22 protein-coding genes are annotated in these 22,194 nt (G+C 71.4%); 17 read left to right on the top strand and 5 right to left on the bottom strand.

What is annotated here, in order from left to right; all coding sequences use genetic code 11:
* Positions 1-51: 51 nt before the first annotated feature.
* Positions 52-702: an O-methyltransferase gene (locus tag ACIPWA_RS12385; RefSeq protein ID WP_369800608.1), complete on the bottom strand. Its 651-nt coding sequence runs from the start codon at positions 700-702 to the stop codon at positions 52-54.
* Between the two features lie 227 nt (positions 703-929).
* Here ACIPWA_RS12385 and sigE point away from each other — a divergent pair, with 227 nt between their 5' ends.
* The 7 genes from sigE (at position 930) to ACIPWA_RS12350 (ending at position 7,542) form a co-directional block, all read left to right on the top strand.
* Complete coding sequence (sigE, locus tag ACIPWA_RS12380; protein WP_231907597.1) at positions 930-1,559, top strand: RNA polymerase sigma factor SigE; 630 nt, start codon at positions 930-932, stop codon at positions 1,557-1,559.
* Positions 1,556-2,554 carry an anti-sigma factor family protein gene (locus ACIPWA_RS12375; RefSeq protein ID WP_400290504.1) on the top strand — a complete coding sequence of 333 codons (999 nt, stop codon included), beginning with the start codon at positions 1,556-1,558 and terminating at the stop codon, positions 2,552-2,554. Before sigE ends, ACIPWA_RS12375 begins: the two co-directional genes overlap by 4 nt.
* Positions 2,551-4,407 carry a S1C family serine protease gene (locus ACIPWA_RS12370; RefSeq protein WP_400290502.1) on the top strand — a complete coding sequence of 619 codons (1,857 nt, stop codon included), beginning with the start codon at positions 2,551-2,553 and terminating at the stop codon, positions 4,405-4,407. Before ACIPWA_RS12375 ends, ACIPWA_RS12370 begins: the two co-directional genes overlap by 4 nt.
* Before the next feature lie 9 nt (positions 4,408-4,416).
* Positions 4,417-4,791: a twin-arginine translocase TatA/TatE family subunit gene (locus ACIPWA_RS12365; RefSeq protein WP_068625334.1), complete on the top strand. Its 375-nt coding sequence runs from the start codon at positions 4,417-4,419 to the stop codon at positions 4,789-4,791.
* A 71-nt stretch (positions 4,792-4,862) separates the two neighbouring features.
* Entirely contained in the window at positions 4,863-5,900 is a 1,038-nt protein-coding gene (trpS, locus tag ACIPWA_RS12360; RefSeq protein WP_068707046.1) for a tryptophan--tRNA ligase, read from the top strand.
* Positions 5,900-6,451 carry a 2'-5' RNA ligase family protein gene (locus ACIPWA_RS12355; protein WP_068625336.1) on the top strand — a complete coding sequence of 184 codons (552 nt, stop codon included), beginning with the start codon at positions 5,900-5,902 and terminating at the stop codon, positions 6,449-6,451. The genes trpS and ACIPWA_RS12355 overlap by 1 nt, the downstream gene beginning before the upstream one ends.
* 29 nt (positions 6,452-6,480) lie before the next feature.
* Entirely contained in the window at positions 6,481-7,542 is a 1,062-nt protein-coding gene (locus ACIPWA_RS12350) for a YihY/virulence factor BrkB family protein (RefSeq protein WP_400290498.1), read from the top strand.
* Between the two features lie 88 nt (positions 7,543-7,630).
* Here the strand turns inward: ACIPWA_RS12350 and ACIPWA_RS12345 are convergent, their stop codons facing one another.
* From ACIPWA_RS12345 to sdhC, 4 genes are all read right to left on the bottom strand, one after another.
* The gene (locus ACIPWA_RS12345; RefSeq protein ID WP_056650307.1) at positions 7,631-8,404 is read right to left on the bottom strand and encodes a succinate dehydrogenase iron-sulfur subunit; all 774 of its coding nucleotides are present in this window, start codon (positions 8,402-8,404) and stop codon (positions 7,631-7,633) included.
* Positions 8,404-10,236: a succinate dehydrogenase flavoprotein subunit gene (gene sdhA / locus ACIPWA_RS12340; RefSeq protein WP_056763275.1), complete on the bottom strand. Its 1,833-nt coding sequence runs from the start codon at positions 10,234-10,236 to the stop codon at positions 8,404-8,406. The genes ACIPWA_RS12345 and sdhA overlap by 1 nt, the downstream gene beginning before the upstream one ends.
* Before the next feature lie 84 nt (positions 10,237-10,320).
* A complete protein-coding gene (locus ACIPWA_RS12335; RefSeq protein ID WP_056650313.1) occupies positions 10,321-10,782 on the bottom strand; it encodes a succinate dehydrogenase hydrophobic membrane anchor subunit in 462 nt (153 codons plus the stop codon).
* Positions 10,782-11,165, bottom strand: a complete 384-nt coding sequence (sdhC, locus tag ACIPWA_RS12330; RefSeq protein ID WP_082608862.1) for a succinate dehydrogenase, cytochrome b556 subunit — start codon at positions 11,163-11,165, stop codon at positions 10,782-10,784. The genes ACIPWA_RS12335 and sdhC overlap by 1 nt, the downstream gene beginning before the upstream one ends.
* Before the next feature lie 324 nt (positions 11,166-11,489).
* On the opposite strand from sdhC, the gene ACIPWA_RS12325 reads away from it, so the two are divergent.
* The 10 genes from ACIPWA_RS12325 to ACIPWA_RS12280 all read left to right on the top strand — a co-directional run bounded on the left by ACIPWA_RS12325 (position 11,490) and on the right by ACIPWA_RS12280 (position 22,165).
* Positions 11,490-12,653 (top strand): mannose-1-phosphate guanylyltransferase, encoded by a 1,164-nt coding sequence (locus ACIPWA_RS12325; RefSeq protein ID WP_068625338.1) that lies wholly within the window; start codon positions 11,490-11,492, stop codon positions 12,651-12,653.
* A 228-nt stretch (positions 12,654-12,881) separates the two neighbouring features.
* Positions 12,882-14,087: an amidohydrolase gene (locus ACIPWA_RS12320; protein WP_400290753.1), complete on the top strand. Its 1,206-nt coding sequence runs from the start codon at positions 12,882-12,884 to the stop codon at positions 14,085-14,087.
* A gap of 289 nt (positions 14,088-14,376) precedes the next feature.
* Positions 14,377-15,468 carry a BMP family lipoprotein gene (locus tag ACIPWA_RS12315; protein ID WP_068625361.1) on the top strand — a complete coding sequence of 364 codons (1,092 nt, stop codon included), beginning with the start codon at positions 14,377-14,379 and terminating at the stop codon, positions 15,466-15,468.
* Positions 15,469-15,579: 111 nt separating this feature from the next.
* Entirely contained in the window at positions 15,580-17,133 is a 1,554-nt protein-coding gene (locus tag ACIPWA_RS12310) for an ABC transporter ATP-binding protein (RefSeq protein ID WP_400290493.1), read from the top strand.
* Entirely contained in the window at positions 17,130-18,386 is a 1,257-nt protein-coding gene (locus tag ACIPWA_RS12305; RefSeq protein WP_056650320.1) for an ABC transporter permease, read from the top strand. Before ACIPWA_RS12310 ends, ACIPWA_RS12305 begins: the two co-directional genes overlap by 4 nt.
* 5 nt (positions 18,387-18,391) lie before the next feature.
* On the top strand, positions 18,392-19,660 hold the full coding sequence (locus ACIPWA_RS12300) for an ABC transporter permease (RefSeq protein WP_056651346.1): 1,269 nt from the start codon (positions 18,392-18,394) through the stop codon (positions 19,658-19,660).
* A 4-nt stretch (positions 19,661-19,664) separates the two neighbouring features.
* Complete coding sequence (locus ACIPWA_RS12295) at positions 19,665-20,075, top strand: cytidine deaminase (protein WP_056650323.1); 411 nt, start codon at positions 19,665-19,667, stop codon at positions 20,073-20,075.
* The gene (locus tag ACIPWA_RS12290) at positions 20,072-21,418 is read left to right on the top strand and encodes a thymidine phosphorylase (RefSeq protein WP_400290488.1); all 1,347 of its coding nucleotides are present in this window, start codon (positions 20,072-20,074) and stop codon (positions 21,416-21,418) included. The genes ACIPWA_RS12295 and ACIPWA_RS12290 overlap by 4 nt, the downstream gene beginning before the upstream one ends.
* Before the next feature lies 1 nt (position 21,419).
* Positions 21,420-21,854 carry a YidH family protein gene (locus ACIPWA_RS12285; protein WP_068625341.1) on the top strand — a complete coding sequence of 145 codons (435 nt, stop codon included), beginning with the start codon at positions 21,420-21,422 and terminating at the stop codon, positions 21,852-21,854.
* A complete protein-coding gene (locus ACIPWA_RS12280; RefSeq protein ID WP_056650332.1) occupies positions 21,851-22,165 on the top strand; it encodes a DUF202 domain-containing protein in 315 nt (104 codons plus the stop codon). Before ACIPWA_RS12285 ends, ACIPWA_RS12280 begins: the two co-directional genes overlap by 4 nt.
* Positions 22,166-22,194 lie beyond the last annotated feature (29 nt).

The following is a 22,194-nucleotide window of genomic DNA, read 5'->3' as shown; positions in this document are numbered from 1 at the left end:
TGCTCACGCTCGCGCGGCTGCGTGCGGAGCGCCGCGGGAGGCGACGGTGCGCTACCGGCGCACGCCGAGGAGCAGTCCGTCGCCGCTCGGGATGAGTGCGGGCAGGACGCGGTCGTCGGCGCGCAGCGAGCGACCGACCTCGCGCACGATCGTGGTGATCTCGTCGCGCCGGGCAGGGTCCGCCACGCGGTCGCCGACGAGCGCGCCGTCGACCGCGACGATGCCGCCCGGACGCAGGAGACGCAGTGCCTGCTCGACGTACTCGGGGTAGCTGTGACGGTCGGCGCCGACGAGGACCAGGTCGTACGCGCCGTCGGTGAGGCGGGGCAGGACGTCGCTCGCACGGCCGGGGATGGTCCGGGTCCTGGTGGCGCGGATCCCGGCCTCGGCGAACGCGTCCTTGGCGGCACGCTGGTGCTCGACCTCGACGTCGATGGTCGTCAGGACGCCGTCCTCGGGCATCCCGCGCAGGAGCCAGAGCGACGCGACTCCCGTGCCGGTGCCGATCTCGACGACCGAGCGGGCGCCCAGGGCGGCCGCGAGGGCCTGGAGCACTGCTCCCACGCCTGGCAGGACGGCGGGGCAACCCAGCTCGGCGGCACGCTCGCGAGCGCGCAGGAGGACGTCGTCCTCCGGCACGAACTCCTCGCAGTAGGTCCAGCTCGACGCCTTGGCGTTGGTCCGGCCGATGTCGGTGGTGATAGGGCCCTCCTGGTCTCGGGCACCGCGCGCCTCCGGGGAACCCCGGACGGACTGCTGCGGTGCTGCCGTCCTGCGCGGTGCAGGTGAGGCGATCGTACCGGCCCGCGGGCTCCGTGGCGCTGGATGCGCCCACGTCCCGGGGAGGTTTCGTGGACGTGGTGCGCACGTCCGTGCGACGTCGGGAACGGATGCGCGACGCACCGCGTTGTACGGGGACAATGGACCGTGTGAGCAGTGACGTGAGTGCCCAGCCCTGGACGCCCCCCTCGTGGGACCAGATCGTGCGGGAGCACTCCGCGCGCGTGTACCGGCTGGCGTACCGCCTGACCGGGAACCAGCACGACGCCGAGGACCTGACCCAGGAGACGTTCATCCGCGTCTTCCGGTCGCTGTCGAGCTACACCCCGGGGACGTTCGAGGGGTGGCTGCACCGCATCACCACGAACCTGTTCCTGGACCAGGTGCGTCGCAAGCAGCGCATCCGCATGGAGGCCATGGGCGAGGACTCGGCCCAGTACGCGGCCACGGGGGAGATGACGCACCCGGAGCGCGGGTACGAGCACACGAACCTCGACCACGACGTCCAGCGTGCGCTCGACGCCCTGTCGCCCGAGTACCGGGCGGCGGTCGTGCTGTGCGACATCGAGGGGCTGAGCTACGAGGAGATCGCGGTCACCCTGGGCATCAAGCTCGGCACGGTGCGTTCGCGCATCCACCGCGCGCGCTCGCAGCTGCGTGCGGCCCTGCCGCACCGTGACCCGTCCGAGCGCGCCGCCACGGACGGTGCACCGTCCGGGGACGTCGCGGTCGACGAGCTGACGGCACTCGGGACCCGCACCGCACCGGGGGGACCATGACGCACCTCGGGACCCTCATCAGCGCGCTGGCCGACGACCAGCTCCCGCCCGCGACGCGTGAGCGGGCGCTGACGCACGTCGCGGGGTGTGACCAGTGCGCCGCCGAGCTCGCGGTCGCGCGTGCGGTCCGCAAGCGCCTGTCGTGCGCGCGGGACGTCCTGCCGACGACCGACCTCACCTCCCGGCTCCTCGCGCTCTCGGCACAGATCCCCGACGCCGAGGGCGACCCGTTGCGCAAGGGGCCGGCGGCGCGCGACCCGTGGGCGCCCGCTCCCGAGGCGGGGGCGCTGAGCTGCGCGCTCACGGGAGACATCGCTGCCCATGCCCGACGACGCCGCTCGCGTCGCGTGCTCGTCGCGGCATCGAGCGGGGTCGCCGTGCTGGCCGTCGCGCTCTTCACGCTCGGTGACCGTCCCGTCGTGGTGCCGGACCGGCACGTGGCGTCGCCGCTGACGGTGCTGGCAGAGGCCGGCGGTGCCACGGCGGCAGGGGCCACCGAGGTGGCCCTCGTCCCCGTCCTGCCGGAGGTCTCGGACGCCGCGGGCGCCGGGGACGGTGCCGGCAGCGTGGACCTCGCGGACTCGACCGCGCTCGCCTGGATGGCCGAGCACGGATGGACGAGCCCGACGGGGATCCTCGACGGGTTCGACGTCACCTCGGTCCAGCTCGTCGGGCCCGAGCGCGACGTGCTCCGTGTGGACCTCACGGGCCCCGAGGGGACCATCGTGGTCCGCGAGCAGGTCGGTCGGCTCGACACGTCGAGCCTCTCGCGCTCCGAGGGCTTCGAGGGGCGCGCCGTCTACGTCCTGTCCGACGAGCCGCCCCACCTGGTGTGGCAGGCTGGGGACACGGTGATCGACGTCGTGGCAGAGGTGAGCAAGGACGTCCTCGCCTCGTTCGTGGCGACGTTCCCCGCGCACGACTTCGACGCGGGGGTCCCGGCCCGCATCTCCCGGGGCTGGACGACCATGACAGGAGCCTTGGGCACCCCATGACCGCACACGACTCAGCGCTGGACCCCGCCGAGCCGCAGCCCGCTGCGCAGCCTCACGCGCCATCGCCCTCGCAGGCCCCCGAGACCGCGAGCGACCCCGCCACGGTCGAGGCTGCTCCGTCGTCGCCCGAGCGGGCGTCGGCCTCGCAGGCCGACGCCTCCGAGGGCCCCTCGGGGCGGTCGACGGTCGAGGCGCAGACGGCAGTCGTGGCACCGGACGCTCCCGCGTCGGAGCGCGAGCCAGGCGGTGAGCCGTCGGCCCTGGCGCCCGGCGCCTCTTCGGAGCAGACGCCCACGCCCGGGGCAGAGCAGCGCACCGAGGAGGTACCGGTGCCTCGCCCGGCCCCCACGCAGCCTCCGGCCGCTCCCATCCCCTTCGCTCCGCCGTCGGCGTTCCGGTCCACGACGACCGCACCCCTGAGCCCCGTCGCGCCGGGCGCGCGCCCCGCAGCTCCCGGCCCCGTGCCTCCGCCCGGTCCGCACGACACGCGCCCGTACGGAGCGCCCCTGGGCGCACTGCCCGTCGCCCGTCCCGGCCTTCCCGGATATGCCTCGCAGCCACCGGCCGGGCAGCACCCGTACGCCGCCGCGTACCAGCACGCCACGGCCACGCCGGGTGGGCCAGCGCAGCACGGAACCACTCCGCCGCAGCCGGCGTATCCGGGAGCGGGAAGCCCGCCCGGAGAGGCCGACCCGCACGGCTCCACGACGCCCGTCGAGCCCTGGGGGGCCCCGCCCCCGCCGCCCGCGCAGAAGCCCCGGCGCCGCATCGGTGCCGGCGCGGTCGCCGGCATCGCTGCGCTCGCCCTCGTGGCGGGGGCGGTCGGTGGCATCGCGGCCGACCGGATCGTCGACGGCACCCAGCGTCGCCCGGTCAGCGCGTCGCTCCCGGTCGCGGGGACGGCCCCCGACGCAGAGCGCCCCGCGGGCTCGGTCGCGGCGATCGCGGCGACCGTGCTGCCGAGCGTCGTGTCGCTGCAGGTCGAGGGCGCGGACGGGATCTCGACGGGCTCGGGCTTCGTGATCCGTGAGGACGGCTACATCCTCACCAACAACCACGTGGTCGCCGGTGGCGCGGACGGCGGCAAGGTCACGGTGCTCTTCGCGGACGGCAGCGAGCGTCCGGCCACGATCGTCGGTCGCACCGCGGACTACGACCTCGCGGTCGTCAAGGTCGACGAGGCCGGTCTGACACCGCTCGTGCTGGGCGACTCGGACGCCGTGGTCGTGGGGGACCCCGTCGTCGCGATCGGTGCCCCGCTCGGGCTCAACGGGACCGTCACGACCGGGATCGTCAGTGCGCTGAACCGTCCCGTCGCGGCAGGCGACTCGGCCGAGACCGCGTTCATCAACGCGATCCAGACGGATGCGGCCATCAACCCGGGGAACTCGGGTGGCCCGCTGGTGAACGGAGCGGGCGAGGTCGTGGGCGTGAACTCCGCGATCGCGCAGCCGCCCGGGACGGGGGGCGCGACGGGCAGCATCGGCCTCGGGTTCGCGATCCCCTCCGACCAGGCCAGGCGGACGGCCGAGGAGCTGATCGAGAAGGGCACCGCCACGTACCCCGTGATCGGGGTCCTGCTCGACTCGCGCTACCAGGGCGAGGGTGTCCAGGTCACGACCGAACCGCAGGGCGGGCAGTCGCCCGTGACCGCGGGGGGGCCGGCGGACGAGGCCGGGATCCAGGCCGGGGACGTCATCCTCGCGATCGACGGGAGGCCCGTGAGCCTGAGCGACGAGCTCATCGTGGCGATCCGCGCGAAGGCCCCCGGAGACACCGTGACGCTGCGCGTGCGCACGGGCGACGCCGAGCGCGACGTCCGCGTTGTGCTCGACGAAGCCACGAGCGAGTAGTCTGACCGCGTGTTCGGTATCAACGGCGCCGAGTTCGTCGTCCTCCTCGTCGTCGCCGTGATCGTCATCGGTCCCGAGCGACTGCCCCGCTATGCCGAGCAGCTCGGCGCGTTCGTCCGCACCGCCCGCGGCTTCCTCAAGGACGCCAAGTCGCGCGTCGACGAGGAGCTGGGGCCGGAGGTGGGTGACGTCGACTGGTCCAAGCTGGACCCTCGTCAGTACGATCCGCGACGGATCGTGCGCGAGGCGCTGCTCGACGACGACGACCTGATGGGCACGTCCTCGCGGCCCCGCAGCGCGTCCCCCGTCCCGCCGCCGCCCCCCGCGCCCGTGGACGCGGACGGCGTGCGCGTCCCGGCCCCCTTCGACGACGAGGCGACCTGAGCGCAGGGCCCGGCGTCCCAGCGGACGAGCCCGGATTCGGTCGAGGCACGTCGACCTGTCAGAATGGGGCAATGGTCAACGAGGTTCCCGGTGAACGGCGTCCACGCATCTTCTCGGGGATGCAGCCCACGGAGGATTCGCTCCAGCTGGGCAACTACATCGGGGCTCTGAGCCAATGGGTCGCGCTGCAGGAGTCGTATGACGCGATCTACTGCGTCGTGGACATGCACGCCCTGACGGTCAACCCCGAGCCCGCGAAGCTGCGCGAGCGTACGCGGCGCACCGCGGCGCAGTACCTGGCCGGGGGAGTGGACCCCGAGTCCTCGACGTTGTTCGTCCAGTCGCACGTCCCCGAGCACGCCGAGCTCGCCTGGGTGCTGTCGTGCCAGACGGGGTTCGGCGAGGCGGGTCGCATGACCCAGTTCAAGGACAAGTCCGCGAAGCAGGGCACCGACGGCACGACCGTGGGCCTCTTCACCTACCCGGTCCTGATGGCCGCGGACATCCTGCTCTACGACGCGGCGCTCGTGCCCGTGGGCGAGGACCAGCGTCAGCACCTCGAGCTGGCCCGCAACCTCGCGGAGCGCCTCAACTCGCGGTTCGGCGAGGACACCGCCGTGGTCCCCGAGCCCCACATCGTCAAGGCCGTCGCGAAGATCTACGACCTGCAGGAACCCACCGCCAAGATGAGCAAGTCGTCGTCGGGCGGCAAGGGCGTCATCTGGCTGCTCGAGGACCCCAAGGCCGCCGCCAAGCGCATCCGCTCCGCGGCGACCGACTCGGAGAACGAGATCCGCTACGACCCGGCGAGCAAGCCGGGCATCTCCAACCTGCTGACCATCTTCTCGGCCCTGACCTCCCGTCCGGTCGAGGCGATCGCGGCCGACTACGAGGGCAAGGGGTACGGGCACCTGAAGGTGGACCTGGCCGAGGTCGTCGTCGACTTCCTCACGCCGTTCCAGGCCCGGGCGAACGAGTACCTGTCCGACCCGGCCGAGCTCGACGCGGTCCTGGCCCGCGGGGCCGAGCGTGCGCGAGGGCTCGCCCAGACCACCCTGGACCGCATCTACGACCGCGTCGGTCTGCTGCCGGCTCGTCGGACCCGCTGATGAACCTGCCCGAGCGCGGTCCGTCGCAGGTGCGGATCGGCATCGCGATCGAGATCCCCGAGCCGTTCGGCCCCGCGCTCCAGGAGGCTCGTGCGGCGTTCGGCGACCCCTTCGCCGGGGACATCCCGCCGCACATCACGTTGCTCGGCCCGACGGTCGTCGACGAGTCGGCCCTCGAGGACGTGTACGCCCACCTCGACCGCGTGACCGCGCAGGCTGCGCCGTTCCGGGTCATCCTGCGCGGCAGCGGGACGTTCCGTCCCGTCTCGCCCGTCGTCTTCGTGATCGTCGCGCAGGGGATCGCGGAGTGCGAGGAGCTCGAGGGCGCGGTGCGCTCGGGCGTGCTGGACCAGGAGCTCCGGTTCAACTACCACCCGCACGTCACGGTCGCCCACGAGGTCGACGACGAGGCGCTCGACCTCGCGTTCGAGGAGATGGCAGGGTTCGAGGCCTCGTTCGACGTCACGGGCATCCACCTCTACGAGCACGGGGACGACGGGGTCTGGCGTCCGGCTCGCCGTTTCGAGCTCTCCGGTCTGTCGGACGGGTGAGTCGAGGTTTCCTCTCCTAGGCTCGGGCGATGACCTCTCCCACGACGCCCGACGACGAGGCTCCCGGCCTGGTGGCTCGGCTCACGACCCGGGCCAAGGCGGTGCAGGCCTGGTGGAACACGACCCGGCCCGCCCGGGCCCTCGCGCAGTACGGGGTCCAGCGAGGGGCGCTCCTCTGCGGCGGTATGGCCTACTCGGCGCTGTTCTCGCTGTTCGCGGGCCTGACGATCTTCTACACGGCCTTCATGGCCTTCCTGGGCAACCGCGAGGAGCTGCGCGACGAGATCTTCGCGCAGATCGACAAGGCGATCCCGGGGCTGATCGACACCGGGGACGGCAGCAACGGGATCATCTCGCCCGACCAGCTGATCCTTGACCGTGGGTTCGACCTGTCGAGCATCATCGCGGTGTTCGTGCTGCTCTTCAGCGCCGTGTCGTTCATGGCCGCGCTGCGCACCTCGACCCGCGCGATGTTCTCGCTCACGAACGTGGGGCAGAACCCGGTCCTGTCCAAGCTGCGCGAGCTCGGCGGGTTCGCCGTGCTGGGGATCAGCGTCGTCATCTCTGCGGCCGCCACGGTGGTCGTCCAGACGCTGGGAGCGACGCTCTTCGGTCATGGTGTCCTGGCCTCGGTCCTGGTGCCCGTGGGGGGCATCCTCGTGGGCCTGGTGTTCGACGCGCTCGTGGTCCTGCTCATCATCCGTTTCGTGGCGGGAGTACGTCCGCCCCGCAAGGACCTGTACATCGGGGCCATGACGGCCGCAGCGGCGTTCGGGGTCCTGCGCTACCTCGGGACGAGCGTGATCGTCGGCAGCTCGTCCCGCAACGCCCTGCTGGGCTCGTTCGCGACGTTCGTCACGATCCTGCTCCTCGCGAACTTCGTGACCCGGATCCTGCTCATGGTCGCGGCCTGGATCGCCGACCCGCCCGCCCAGCCGACGGTCGACGAGCTGCGCGCGCAGGCCGAGGCCGAGCAGGAGGAGCGGCTGGACGCGGAGGTCCGGCGAGGGGCCGGCTACGGGTATCCCTGGAGCCCTCTGGTGCGCGGGGTGCGCCGGGGCCGGGCGCCGCGGGTGCACGCCGAGGTCTGAGCGCCGCAGCTCTGCTCGAGCCCGCGAACGACGACGGCGGCCCGCCGGCCGGAGCCGGGGACCGCCGTCGGGCAGTGCAGGGAGGGCGTCAGAACGCGCGGGTGATCATCGCGCGCTTGACCTCCTGGATCGCCTTGGTGATCTCGATGCCACGGGGGCACGCCTCGGTGCAGTTGAAGGTCGTGCGGCAGCGCCACACGCCCTCCTTGTCGTTGAGGATCTCCAGGCGCTGGGTCGCACCGTCGTCGCGCGAGTCGAAGATGAAGCGGTGCGCGTTGACGATCGCGGCCGGGCCGAAGTACTGGCCGTCCGTCCAGAACACGGGGCACGAGGACGTGCACGCCGCGCACAGGATGCACTTGGTGGTGTCGTCGAAGCGCTCGCGCTGCTCGGCAGACTGCAGGCGCTCCTTGCTCGGCTCGTTCCCCGACGTGATGAGGAACGGCATGATCTCGCGGTAGGAGGCGAAGAACGGCTCCATGTCGACGACCAGGTCCTTGATGACCGGCAGGCCCTTGATGGGCTCGACGGTGATCGGCTTGTCCGGGTTGACGTCCTTGAGGAGCGTCTTGCAGGCCAGCCGGTTGCGACCGTTGATGCGCATCGCGTCCGAGCCGCAGATCCCGTGGGCGCACGAGCGACGGAAGGTCAGCGAGCCGTCGTGCTCCCACTTGATCTTGTGCAGCGCGTCGAGCACGCGGTCCGTGCCGTGGGCCAGGACCGTGTACTCCTCCCAGTACGCGTCCTCACCGTGCTCGGACTCGGGGTTGTAGCGGCGGAGCTTGATCGTGACCTCGAAGGAGGGCACGGCGCCGACCTCGGTCTTCTCCGAACCGGCAGGGGCTTCGAGTGTGGCAGTCATCAGTACTTACGCTCCATGGGCTCGTACCGGGTCTGGGTGACGGGCTTGGAACCCAGCACGATCTTGTAGGAATCGAACTCCTCGACGTGGTCGAAGTATCCCTCCACGTGCCCGTCGGCGGTGTCGCCGGCAGCCGTGGGGCGACGGTAGGCCATCGTGTGGAGCATGTAGTTGGCGTCGTCGCGGTCCGGGAAGTCCTCGCGGTAGTGACCGCCGCGCGACTCCTTGCGGTTGATGGCCGCGATGACCGTGACCTCGGCGATGTCGAGGAGGAAGCCGAGCTCGATGGCCTCCAGCAGGTCGGTGTTGAACAGACGACCCTTGTCCTGGACCGAGACCTTGCGGTAGCGGTCCTGGAGGGTGCGGATGTCCGAGAGCGCCTGGTTGAGCGACTCGCCCGTGCGGAACACCTGCGCGTTGGCGTCCATGGTCTCCTGGAGCGCCTTGCGGACGTCCGCCACGCGCTCGCCGTCGGGGCGGTTGCGCATCTCGTCGAGCTGGGAGATCACCGCGGCCGCGGGGTTCTCCGGCAGCTCGCGGTACTCGGCGGTCGCGGCGTACGCGGCGGCCTGGCGGCCCGCACGCTTGCCGAACACGTTGATGTCCAGGAGCGAGTTGGTCCCGAGGCGGTTGGAGCCGTGCACCGAGACGCACGCGACCTCGCCGGCCGCGTACAGGCCGCGGACGACGTTGTGACCGTCGCGGAGGACCTCACCGCCGACGTTGGTCGGGATGCCGCCCATGGCGTAGTGCGCGGTCGGGTAGACGGGCACGGGCTCGGTGTAGGGCTCGATGCCGAGGTACGTGCGCGCGAACTCGGTGATGTCCGGCAGCTTGGCGTCGATGTGCGCGGGCTCGAGGTGCGTCAGGTCGAGCAGGACGTAGTCCTTGTCCGGCCCGGCGCCGCGTCCCTCGCGGACCTCGTTCGCCATCGACCGCGCGACGATGTCACGCGGTGCGAGGTCCTTGATGGTGGGTGCGTAGCGCTCCATGAAGCGCTCGCCCTCGCCGTTGCGCAGGATGCCGCCCTCACCGCGGGCCGCCTCCGACAGGAGGATGCCGAGGCCGGCGAGACCTGTCGGGTGGAACTGGAAGAACTCCATGTCCTCGAGCGGCAGGCCGCGGCGGTAGGCCAGGGCCATGCCGTCACCCGTGAGGGTGTGCGCGTTGGAGGTCGTCTTGAAGATCTTGCCCGCGCCGCCCGTGGCGAAGATGATCGCCTTGGCCTGGAAGACGTGGATCTCGCCGGTCGCCAGGTCGTACGCGACGACGCCGGTCGCGTTGACCGTCTCGCCGTCGGGGACGTCCTCGGCGGCGAGGTCGTGGTCCGTGATGAGGTCCAGGACGTAGAACTCGTTGAAGAACTCCACGTCCTGCTTGACGCAGTTCTGGTAGAGCGTCTGGAGGATCATGTGACCCGTGCGGTCCGCGGCGTAGCACGAGCGGCGCACCGCGGCCTCGCCGTGGTTGCGGGTGTGACCGCCGAAGCGACGCTGGTCGATCTTGCCCTCGGGCGTGCGGTTGAACGGCAGACCCATGCGCTCGAGGTCGAGGACCGCGTCGATGGCCTCCTTGGCCATGATCTCCGCGGCGTCCTGGTCGACGAGGTAGTCGCCACCCTTGACCGTGTCGAACGTGTGCCACTCCCAGTTGTCCTCCTCGACGTTCGCGAGGGCGGCGCACATGCCGCCCTGCGCCGCGCCGGTGTGGGACCGGGTGGGGTAGAGCTTCGAGATGACCGCCGTGCGGACCTTGCCGGACGACTCGAGCGCCGCGCGCATGCCGGCGCCGCCTGCTCCGACGATGACGACGTCGTACTGATGGGTTTGCATCGGTGTCGATGCCTCCTGTGACGAGTGGGAAGGGGGACGGGGGCTGTCAGGCGGCGTCTGGGGGAACGCCGACCGGCAGGTCCGTCAGGCGGTGCAGAACGACGGGAGCTGGTAGTCCAGCGCGTTCGGCGGGCACGGGTCGAACGTGAAGACCACGAGGGTGCCGAGCACGGTGACGATCACGAAGGCCAGGTACAGGGCCCACTTGAGGACCATGCGGGTGCCGTCGCGCTGGGCGTAGTCGTTGATGATGGTGCGGACACCGTTGGTGCCGTGGATCATCGCGAGCCAGAGCATCAGGAGGTCCCAGACCTGCCAGAACGGAGAGGCCCACTTGCCGGCGACGAAGCCGAAGTCGATCGCGTGGACGCCCTCGCCGACCATGAGGTTGACGAAGAGGTGCCCGAAGATCAGGACGATCAGCACGACGCCCGAGGCGCGCATGAAGACCCAGCTGTACAGCTCGTAGTTCGAGCGCGTCGTCTTCTGGCGCTTGTACGGGTCGCGGGGGGCCGCCAGGGGCGAGCTGGTGGTCGTGGTGCCCATCAGTGCCCACCTCCGAAGACGTTCATGAGGTGGCGGGGCAGGAAGCCCGCCATGGTCACGGCGAACAGACCGACGACGACCCACAGCATGGTGCGCTGGTACTTGGGGCCCTTGGCCCAGAAGTCCACGAGGATGATCCGGACACCGTTGAAGGCGTGGAACACGATGGCGGCGACCAGGCCGGCCTCACCGAGTCCCATGATCACGGTCTTGTACGTGCCGATCACGGCGTCGTACGCCTCGGGCGAGACTCGTACCAGCGCTGTGTCCAGCACGTGCACGAGGAGGAAGAAGAAGATGAGCACGCCGGTCACGCGATGCGCGACCCACGACCACATGCCTTCACGGCCGCGGTACAGCGTGCCAGCAGGTGCACTGGGCACTTTAGGGGCCTCCTGTGGCGAGTTCAGGGGTGAGATATCGAGCTGGACGACGTCGTCCGCCGGTGGCCGTTCACGACCGCTCCGTCTCGAGGCTCCGAGGAGTCGGGAGGAGCGGCAGATCCAGGGCTCGCCGGAGTCCGTCGATATCCGTCTCTGGGGTTCCACCATAGTGACATCGGCGTCAGGTTGCGGACCGCCGGGGCTTCCAGGCGCCCTGCCCACCCCGGATTGTGACTCATTCCACATGGCTTCGGGGAACTGCCGAGGACCGGTCTCGCAGGCGTCCCCGACGGCGTCTCGACCCGTGGTCACTATGCTTCGAGCATGTCGACCACTCCTGCGCCTGCCCCTGCTCCCGGCGGGTCGTCCACGGACGACCGGGCCGTCCCCGGCTTCTATGCCGTGATCCCCGCGGGCGGGGCCGGGACACGGTTGTGGCCTCTGTCCCGACGGGGCAACCCCAAGTTCCTGCTCGACCTCGCGGGTACCGGGCGCTCGCTGCTCCAGGCCACGGTCGACCGCCTGGCGCCCCTGACGGGCGAGGGGGGCATCGTCCTGGTCACGGGTCGCCAGCACGTGGCCTCGGCCAGGACGCAGCTGCCGGGGCTCGACGAGGACTCGGTGCTCGCCGAGCCGTCCCCCCGCGACTCCATGGCGGCCATCGGGCTGGCGGCCGCGGTCCTCGAGCAGCGTCACGGCGACGTGGTGATCGGCTCGTTCGCGGCCGACCAGGTCATCACGGGACAGGCGGCGTTCGAGCAGGCCGTCCGGGAGGGCGTGGAGGCCGCGCGGGCGGGCTACGTCGTCACGGTCGGCATCGCGGCGTCGAGGCCCTCCACCGCATTCGGCTACGTCCGCAGCGGGGCGCCGCTCGGCCTCGAGGGGGCGCCGACCGGTCTGCACGCCGAGGGCTTCACGGAGAAGCCCGACGCCCTGACCGCGCAGCGCTACGTGCGCTCGGGGGAGTACCGCTGGAACGCGGGCATGTTCATCACGCGGACCTCGGTCCTGCTCGGGCACCTGGCAGACCAGCGCCCCGAGCTCCACGACGGGCTGCGACGGATCGCCGCGGCCTGGGACACGCCCGAGCGGGACCAGGTCCTCGCGGACGAGTGGCCCGGGCTCGAGAAGATCGCGATCGACCACGCGGTCGCCGAGCCCGTCGCGGCCGTGGGCGGGGTCGCCGTGGTCCCGGGGAACTTCGGCTGGGACGACGTGGGTGACTTCAACTCGCTCGCCGCCCTGCTGCCCGCTGCGGACGAGTCGGGCTCCAAGGTCCTGGGGGACGCCGGTCGGGTCGTCCGGCTCGAGAGCGCGGGCTCGGTCGTCGTCCCGGCGAGCGAGCGCGTCGTGACGATCCTCGGCCTCGACGACGTCGTGGTCGTCGACACGCCCGACGCGCTCCTGGTCACCACGCGTGCGCGTGCGCAGCAGGTCAAGTCCATGGTCGACGCGGTGCGCGAGCGCGGGCTCGACGAGCTGCTCTGACTCTCCTCACCCGTGCACCCGGGGCGGGCGTGCGCTCGCGCACCTGGGCGGGCTGCGCCGTCGGGCCGCGGGCGGGAGATCGCTGGCGGCCCGACGGCGCAGCGCGGCCCGCGCAGGCCTCTCGCCGTCCCGGTGCGTGGCCGCCCCCGCCCCACCTGCACGGGTCGGCGTTAGTCTCGGCGTGTGAGCACGCCTGAGGAGAGCACCCAGAACGACCGGTCCCCGTCGCTGCCCTCGGGCGGGGGGCGGACCGGGGCGGGGGACCGCGTCACGGCCGTCGCGGCGTCGCTCGCGGACGAGCTGGTCGCGATCCGGCGCGACATCCACGCGCACCCCGAGGTCTCTCGGGCAGAGACCCGCACCACGGCACTGATCGCCGACCGCCTGCGCGCGGCCGGGCTCTCGCCGCGCCTGCTGCAGGGCACCGGTCTGGTGTGCGACATCGGCGGTGCCGAGGGTCCCGACGGCGAGACGCGCGGCCGGGTCGCGCTGCGCGCCGACATCGACGCGCTGCCGCTCCAGGACCGCTGCGAGCTGCCGTGGGCCTCGACCGTCCCGGGGGTCGCGCACGCGTGCGGCCACGACGTCCACACGACCGTGGTGCTCGGGGCCGGTCTGGTCCTCGCCGAGCTCGCACAGCGCGGTGAGCTCGCCCGCCCCGTCCGGCTGATCTTCCAGCCCGCCGAGGAGGTCCAGCCCGGCGGCTCGCTCGACGTCATCGCGCAGGGGGGCCTCGACGGGGTCGACGAGATCTACGCGGTCCACTGCGACCCCAAGGTCGACGCGGGGCAGATCGGCACGCGCATCGGGCCCATCACCTCGGCCTCGGACGAGGTGTCCGTGACCATCACGTCGCCCGGGGGGCACACCTCGCGGCCGCACCTGACGGGCGACGTCGTCTACGCGCTCGGCCAGGTCATCACCCAGGTGCCCGCGGTGCTCGGGCGCCGGCTCGACCCCCGCTCGGGCGTCAACCTCACGTGGGGTGCCGTGCACGCGGGGTCGGCGCACAACGCGATCCCCAGCACCGGGACGGTCCGGGGGACGCTGCGCTGCCTCGACGTGCGGGCCTGGGAGTTCGCCGGACAGGTGCTCCACGACGCGGTCGAGCAGGTCGTCGCGCCCTACGAGGTCGAGGTCACCGTGAACCACACGCGCGGCGTGCCGCCGGTCGAGAACGCCGAGGACTGCACGGGCGCCCTCGAGGCGGCCGCGCGCGACGTGCTCGGGCCGACCTCGGTGCTGCTGACCGAGCAGTCGCTCGGCGGGGAGGACTTCGCCTGGTACCTGACCAAGGTGCCGGGCGCCATGGCACGGCTCGGGACCCGGACTCCCGGCGGCCGGTCCTACGACATCCACCAGGGCGACCTGCAGGTCGACGAGTCGGCGATCGGTGCCGGGGTCCGGCTGCTCGCGCGCGTCGCGCTGGGCTGAGGGGGAGGCCGCCCGGGAGCCGTGGCGGCGTCTCTCGAGGGTGCGTCGTGGTTGCTCGACACAACCAGGTGTCCGATCCGTGGACCGAGAACGACCACGGCTGAGACGCCAGATGACGCTTCCATAACGAAGCGGCGTCGTTACCCGCAAGTAACGTCCGCGATTCCTGGACGTGGCTAGTGTTCGATCCATACAGGCCGACGGACTCCGTGACCTTCCCGTGCAACGGCGCGCGGGTGGGTCCCGGTCATCTCCGTGAGGCCATCGACGAGATCGACAGGAGCTCATGGTGAAGAGAGCAACGCAGATGACCGCCCTCGCGGCGGTCGCCGCGCTGACGCTGGCCGCATGTGGCAGCGCGCCCGACGAGGGTGGCAGCACGGGAACGGCGGGAGGCTCCGAGTCGAGCTTCAAGGCCTGCATGGTGTCCGACGCTGGCGGGTTCGACGACAAGTCCTTCAACGAGTCGGGCTACAACGGCCTCATGGCTGCGGAGAAGAACCTGGGCATCCAGACCGCCACGGCGGAGTCGAAGGAGGAGTCGAACTTCGCTCCGAACATCGACAACCTGATCTCCGAGAACTGCAACATCATCGTCACGGTCGGCTTCCTGCTCGCGACCGCCACGGGCGACGCGGCCCAGGCGAACGCCGACGTCGACTTCGCGATCGTCGACTCGACGGCGCAAGACGCTGACGGCAACACGATCGAGCTCGACAACGTCAAGCCCATCAGCTTCGACACCGCCCAGGCCTCGTTCCTCGCGGGCTACCTCGCCGCGGGCATGAGCAAGACGGGCACGGTCGCCACGTACGGCGGTCTGCAGATCCCGTCCGTGACGATCTTCATGGACGGCTTCGTCGACGGCGTCGCGAACTACAACGAGACGCACGGCACCGACGTCAAGACCCTCGGCTGGAACAAGGAGTCGCAGAACGGCTCGTTCGCCGGTGGCTTCGAGGACCAGTCCCAGGGCCAGCAGCTCACGCAGACCTTCATCGACCAGGGTGCGGACATCATCATGCCCGTCGCCGGTCCGGTCGGTGTCGGCACGCTCGCCGCGGCCAAGGACGCGACCGACGTGTCGGTCATCTGGGTCGACGCCGACGGCTTCGAGACCAACCCCGACTCGGGCGACCTGATCCTGACCTCGGTCCTCAAGGAGATCGGTGCGGGCGTCGAGGACGTCATCACCGCGGCCTCCGAGGACGAGTTCTCGAACGAGCCCTACGTGGGCACGCTCGAGAACGGCGGCGTGGACATCGCGCCGTACCACGACTTCGACTCCAAGGTCCCGCAGGAGCTCAAGGACGAGATCGACCAGCTCCGCAAGGACATCATCGACGGCACCATCGTCGTGGAGTCCCCGAGCTCGCCGTGACCTGACGCTGTACCTCGTGGTCGAGCCGGCCCGGCATCCTCGCCGGGCCGGCTCGACCAGTCTTGGGCTAACGTCACAGGCAAGGCTGCCTGTGCATCGAAGGGACCGTACGTGAAGCTGGAGCTCCGCGGTATCACCAAGTCGTTCGGACCGCTCGTCGCCAACGACCACATCGACCTCGTCATCGAACCGGGGCAGATCCATGCCCTTCTCGGGGAGAACGGCGCAGGCAAGAGCACGCTGATGAACGTGCTGTTCGGCCTCTACCAGGCCGACTCGGGCGCCATCCTGCTCGACGACGAGGAGCGCGCCTTCCGGGGACCGGGCGACGCGCTCGCCGCCGGGATCGGCATGGTGCACCAGCACTTCATGCTCGTGCCCGTGTTCACCGTCGCAGAGAACGTCATGCTCGGGCACGAGGACGTCAAGGCCGGGGGCTTCCTGGACCTCGAGGCCGCCCGTGCCCGGGTGCGGGACCTGTCCGCGCGGTTCGGCTTCGGCCTGGACCCGGACGCCGTCGTCGAGGACCTGCCGGTCGGGGTGCAGCAGCGCGTCGAGATCGTCAAGGCGCTCGCACGCGAGGCCAAGGTCCTCATCCTCGACGAGCCCACCGCGGTGCTGACGCCGCAGGAGACCGACGAGCTGATCGAGATCATGCGACAGCTCAAGGCCTCGGGCACGTCGATCGTCTTCATCACGCACAAGCTGCGCGAGGTCAAGGCCGTCGCCGACGTCATCACGGTCATCCGTCGTGGCGCGGTCGTCGGCACGGCCGAGCCGTCGGCCTCCGAGACGGAGCTCGCGTCGCTCATGGTGGGGCGCTCGGTCTCGCTCGGTCTCGACAAGGCACCCCCGCAGCTCGGTGAAGAGACCTTCGTGGTCACGGACCTCACGGTCCTCGCGCCCAACGGGCAGGCCGTCGTGGACCGCGTCTCGTTCTCGGTCGCAGAGGGCGAGATCCTCGCCGTCGCGGGCGTGCAGGGCAACGGGCAGACCGAGCTCACCGAGGCCATCCTCGGGCTGCTGCCCTCCGCGGAGGGGTCGATCTCGCTCCACGGCAAGGAGCTGCGCGGGCTCTCGCCCGACGCGGCCCTCGACGCCGGGATCGGGTTCGTGCCCGAGGACCGCAAGGTCGACGGGCTCGTCCTCGACTTCACGGTCGCGGAGAACCTCGTGCTCGACCTCTACGACAAGTCCCCGTACGCGCGGGGCATCGCGCTCAACCTGCCGGAGATCCGGCGCAACGCCGAGCACCGCATCAGCGAGTTCGACATCCGCACGCAGGGCCCCGGCCAGGAGGTCGGCCGGCTCTCGGGCGGCAACCAGCAGAAGGTCGTCCTCGCGCGCGAGCTCTCGCGCCCGCTCAAGCTGTTCATCGCGAGCCAGCCGACGCGCGGCGTGGACGTGGGGTCCATCGAGTTCCTGCACCGCCGCATCGTCCAGGAGCGCGACAACGGCACCCCGGTGATCATCGTCTCGACCGAGCTCGACGAGGTCGTCGAGCTCGCCGACCGGATCGCCGTGATGTACCGCGGGCGCATCGTGGGCTTCGTCCCGCCCACGACGTCGCGCGAGGTGCTCGGCCTCATGATGGCCGGCGTGCCCTACGACGAGGCCACCGCACAGGTGACCGACCAGACCGACACGACGGGAGCAACCCAGTGACCGACCAGCAGCCCGTCCCTCCGGCGACGGGGGAGCCGGCCCCCGAGGCGCCGAGCGCGGCGAAGCCCGCGAGCGACGCCCGCTGGGCTGCGACCTTCCGGGAGATCACGACGGGCCCGTTCGGCGTCACCGTCCTGGCGTTCGTCCTGGCGCTCGTCATCGGCGGGCTCCTGATCATCGTCACCGACCCCGACGTGACGGCTGCCGCGAGCTACCTCTTCGCCAAGCCCGCCGACTTCTTCGGTGCGGCCTGGAGCGCGGTGGCTGACGCCTACTCGGCCATGTTCCGCGGCGCGGTCTACAACTACGAGGCCCCGACGTTCGCCCGCGGCATCCGCTCGCTGACCGAGACCATGACCGTCTCGACGCCGCTCATCATCGCGGCCCTCGGCGTGGCCGTCGGCTTCCGTGCGGGCCTGTTCAACATCGGCGCGCAGGGGCAGGTCCTCATGGGGGCTGCGATCGGCGGCTACGTGGGCTTCGCCTGGAACCTGCCACCCGTCCTGCACCTGCTGCTCGCGCTGCTCGGCGGCGTGCTCGCCGGTGGCTTCTGGGCCGGCATCGCCGGATTCCTCAAGGCCCGTACCGGCGCGCACGAGGTGATCGTGACGATCATGCTGAACTACGTCGCGCTCTACCTCGTCGCGTGGTTCCTCACGACCAGCGCGTTCACCCGACCGGGGTCCAACCAGCCCAAGAGCCCGGGCGTCAAGGACACGGCCCAGCTGCCGCTGCTCCTCGGCGACCAGTTCCGCCTCAACGCGGGCTTCCTGGTCGCGATCCTGGCCGCGGTCTTCGTCTGGTGGCTCATGTCCCGCTCGACGTGGGGCTTCCGGTTCCGCGCGGTGGGCTCCAACCCGCAGGCCGCCCGGACCGCAGGCATGGGAGTGGCGTCGTCGTTCGTGCTCGTCATGGTCGTCTCGGGTGCCCTCGCGGGCCTCGCGGGCGCCGTGCAGATCCTCGGCACGGAGAAGGCGCTGACCGGCGGGATCGCCGGTTCGATCGGGTTCGACGCGATCACCGTCGCCCTGCTGGGCAGGTCCAAGCCGCTCGGCATCTTCTTCGCGGGCCTGCTGTACGCCGGGCTCAACGTGGGTGGACGGGCCATGGAGGCCTCGACGGGTACGTCGATCAACATCGTCCTGGTCATCCAGTCGCTCGTCGTGCTCTTCATCGCGGCCCCGCCGCTCGTCCGGGCCATCTTCCGGCTGCCCGCCCCGAACCCCGTCGTCGTGAAGGGAGCCAGCGCATGACCGCCATGGCCGCACCGCGTACCCAGGTCGCTGCCGTGACGGCGACCCGCAGCTGGAAGGTCCCCATCACGCTCGGGGTCTTCGGCCTGCTCTCGTTCGTCCTGTTCGGCCTCCTGGGGCCGGCAGGTTCCGTGACGACCTTCGGGATCTCCACGGGGGCCGACCTCCTCAAGTTCGACCCGGTCGAGCTCCCCACGCGGGCCACCGCGATCGTGCTCTCGGTGCTCTGCCTGCTCCTGGCCGGCTACGCGACCCTGCGGGTCCGCGCGGACAAGCCGGTCGGGCGCTGGGTGCTCGCGGTCTTCGGCGTCCTGTGGGTCCTGACGTTCCTGGTGTGGGCCGTCGCGGACAAGAGCACGTCGATCGTGAGCCTCCTGCAGGGCTCGCTGCTCCTCGCGGTCCCGCTCGCGTTCGGTGCGCTCGGCGGTCTGCTCAACGAGCGGGCCGGCGTCGTCAACATCGCGATCGAGGGTCAGCTGCTCACGGGTGCGTTCGGCGCCGCCGTGCTCGCCTCGGTCGTGGGCAACGCGTACGTGGGTCTGGTCGCCGCTCCGCTCGCGGGGCTGCTCATCGGCGCGATGCTCGCGCTGTTCACGGTCAAGTACCACGTGAACCAGATCATCGTCGGCGTGGTGCTCAACGTGTTCGCAGTGGGCCTGACGAGCTTCCTGTTCTCCTCGGTGCTCAAGAACGACCCCGCGACGCTCAACACGCCGCCGCGCCTGCCGACGCTCCCGATCCCGCTGCTCTCCGAGATCCCGATCATCGGCCCGGTGCTGTTCCGCCAGTCGATCATCGTGTACCTGCTCTACGTCGCGGTCATCGTCATCAGCATCGCGCTCTTCCGCACCCGGTGGGGCCTGCGCGTCCGATCGGTCGGGGAGTACCCCCAGGCCGCGGACACGGTCGGCATCAACGTCAACCGCACCCGGTGGGGCAACGTCCTGCTCGGGTCCATGGTCGCGGGCCTCGGCGGTGCGTTCTTCACGATCGGGTCCGTGGGTGCGTTCGGCCAGGAGATGACGGCCGGCAAGGGCTACATCGCGCTCGCCGCGATGATCCTGGGTCGCTGGAGCCCGTGGGGGGCCCTGGGCGCCGCGCTGCTCTTCGGGTTCGCCGACAAGCTGCAGCAGGTGCTCGGCGTCCTCGAGACCCCGATCCCCAACCAGTTCATGCTCATGCTGCCCTACGTCGTGACGATCTTCGCGGTCGCCGGCCTGGTCGGTCGCGTGCGCGGGCCCGCTGCCGCGGGCGAACCGTACGTGAAGGGATGACCGGATGAGCGACGAGACACCGACGATCGACTGGGAGGGCCTGCGGGTCGCTGCCCGGGCCGCGATGGAGAAGGCGTACGCGCCCTACTCCTCGTTCAAGGTCGGGGCCGCCGCGCTGGTCGACGACGGCCGGCTGGTCACGGGCGCCAACATCGAGAACGCGGCGTACGGCGTGACGCTGTGCGCCGAGTGCTCGCTCGTGAGCGACCTGATCGGGAGCGGAGGCGGGCGCCTCGTGGCCTTCGCCTGCGTCGACGGGCACGGCAACGTGCTCATGCCGTGCGGACGGTGCCGCCAGCTCCTGTGGGAGCACGGCGGGCCCCGGCTGCTCGTGGAGACGACCCGTGGCATCAAGCCCATGACCGATGTGCTGCCCGACGCTTTCGGGCCTGAAGATCTGGTGGAGCGAGCATGAGCACGCAGAGCACTCCGGTGGGCGCCTCCGGCGCGCTGCCGAACAAGGAGACCGAGTCGTTCGACGCGGTCGACGTCATCCGCACCAAGCGGGACAAGGGCCGTCTGTCGGCCGAGCAGATCGACTGGGTCATCGACGCCTACACGCGCGGTGTCGTGGCCGAGGAGCAGATGGCCGCCCTCAACATGGCGATCCTGCTCAACGGCATGGACCGCACGGAGATCGGGCGCTGGACCGCGGCCATGATCGCCTCGGGCGAGCGCATGAACTTCTCGGCGCTCTCGCGCCCCACGGCCGACAAGCACTCGACGGGAGGCGTGGGGGACAAGATCACGTTGCCGCTCGCTCCGCTCGTCGCGGTCTTCGGGGTCGCGGTGCCGCAGCTCTCGGGGCGCGGTCTGGGGCACACGGGGGGCACGCTCGACAAGCTCGAGTCCATCCCCGGCTGGCGCGCCGCGCTGACGAACGAGCAGATGATGAACCAGCTCGAGCACGTGGGCGCCGTCATCTGCCAGGCGGGCTCGGGGCTGGCCCCGGCCGACCGCAAGCTCTACGCGCTGCGCGACGTCACGGCCACGGTCGAGGCGATCCCGCTCATCGCGTCCTCGATCATGAGCAAGAAGATCGCCGAGGGCACGGGTGCGCTCGTCCTGGACGTCAAGGTCGGCTCGGGCGCGTTCATGAAGGACATCGACCAGGCGCGCGAGCTCGCGCGGACCATGGTGGACCTGGGCACGGACGCGGGTGTCCGGACGGTCGCGCTGCTGACCGACATGTCGACCCCGCTGGGGCTGACGGCAGGCAACGCGCTCGAGGTCCGCGAGACGCTCGACGTGCTCTCGGGCGGGGGGCCGCGCGACGTCGTCGACCTGACGGTCGCGCTCGCGGTCGAGATGCTCGACGCGGCGGGCAAGCCCGTCCCGGAGGAGGAGGTGCGGCACGCGCTCTCGAACGGCCGGGCCATGGACAAGTGGCGCGAGATGATCGCGGAGCAGGGCGGCGACGCCCGCGCTCCGCTGCCCGTGGCGCGCGAGAAGGAGCACGTGGTCGCCGACCGCGACGGCGTGCTCTCGCACCTCGACGCGTTCGGCGTGGGGGTCGCGGCCTGGCGCCTCGGAGCGGGCCGTGCCCGCAAGGAGGACCCGGTGCAGGCCGGGGCGGGGATCGAGATCCACGCCAAGCCGGGCGACGTGGTCACCAAGGGGCAGCACCTGCTCACGCTCCACACCGACACCCCGGAGCGGTTCGACCGGGCGGTCGAGGCGCTCGAGGGCGCCTGGTCCGTCGCGGACCCGGGCACGGCCGTCGAGACGCCGGCCCTGATCCTCGACCGGCTCGCCTGACATGACGGCGGAGGGGGAGGCCTCGGGGGGCGCGGCACCGCGCGACCCGGAGGCCTCCCCGCCCGACGACCGCCGACCCCGTTCGGTCTACGGCGTCGGCGAGGAGCCGGACATCCGCTTCAGCCTGGCCAACGAGCGCACCGCGCTGGCCTGGGTGCGCACGGGGCTCGGACTGGTCGCGGGCGGTGTCGCGCTGACGTCGTTCGCGTCGTTCGCGGACCTCACGGGGTTCGTCGACCTGATCGCCGCGGTGGCCTGCCTCGCGGGGGCCGGGTTCGCAGGGTACGCGCTCCTCTCCTGGAAGCGCGTCGAGCGCGCGATCCGCCGGGGCGACCCGCTGCCGTCCCCGACCGGTCTGCCCGTGCTCGTCGCGGGCGTCGTCGTGCTCGCGCTGCTCGTGGCCGGGTACGCGGTCACCGAGGTCTGGCGGCGGTGACGCCGCCGACCCGGGACCCGGGGCTCCAGCCAGAGCGCACGGCCCTGGCCTGGCAGCGCACGGTCCTCGCGGTCGTGATCGGCGCGATCCTGCTCGCGGTGGCCGGCCTGCGCGCGGGACAGCCGGTCCTCGCGGCGTGCGCGGGGACGCTCGCGGTCGCGACGCTCGTGCCCGCGGTCCTGCGGCCGCCGTCGGGCGGTCTGCCCCGGGACGGCCGTCTGAGGTCGTGGGGTTTCCTGGTCCGGGTCGCCGCGCTCGTGGGCGTCCTGGGCCTGCTGGGCGCGGCGAGCGCGCTCGTCCGGCTGCTCTGAGGGTGGCGGTGCGCGGAGCGAGGCGCTCG

Origin of the sequence: Oerskovia enterophila, assembly GCF_044748475.1 — a bacterium.
GTDB lineage: Bacteria > Actinomycetota > Actinomycetes > Actinomycetales > Cellulomonadaceae > Oerskovia > Oerskovia enterophila.
The sequence above is the reverse complement of the archived record's forward strand: the minus strand, read 5'-3'. Positions and strand labels throughout refer to the sequence as shown.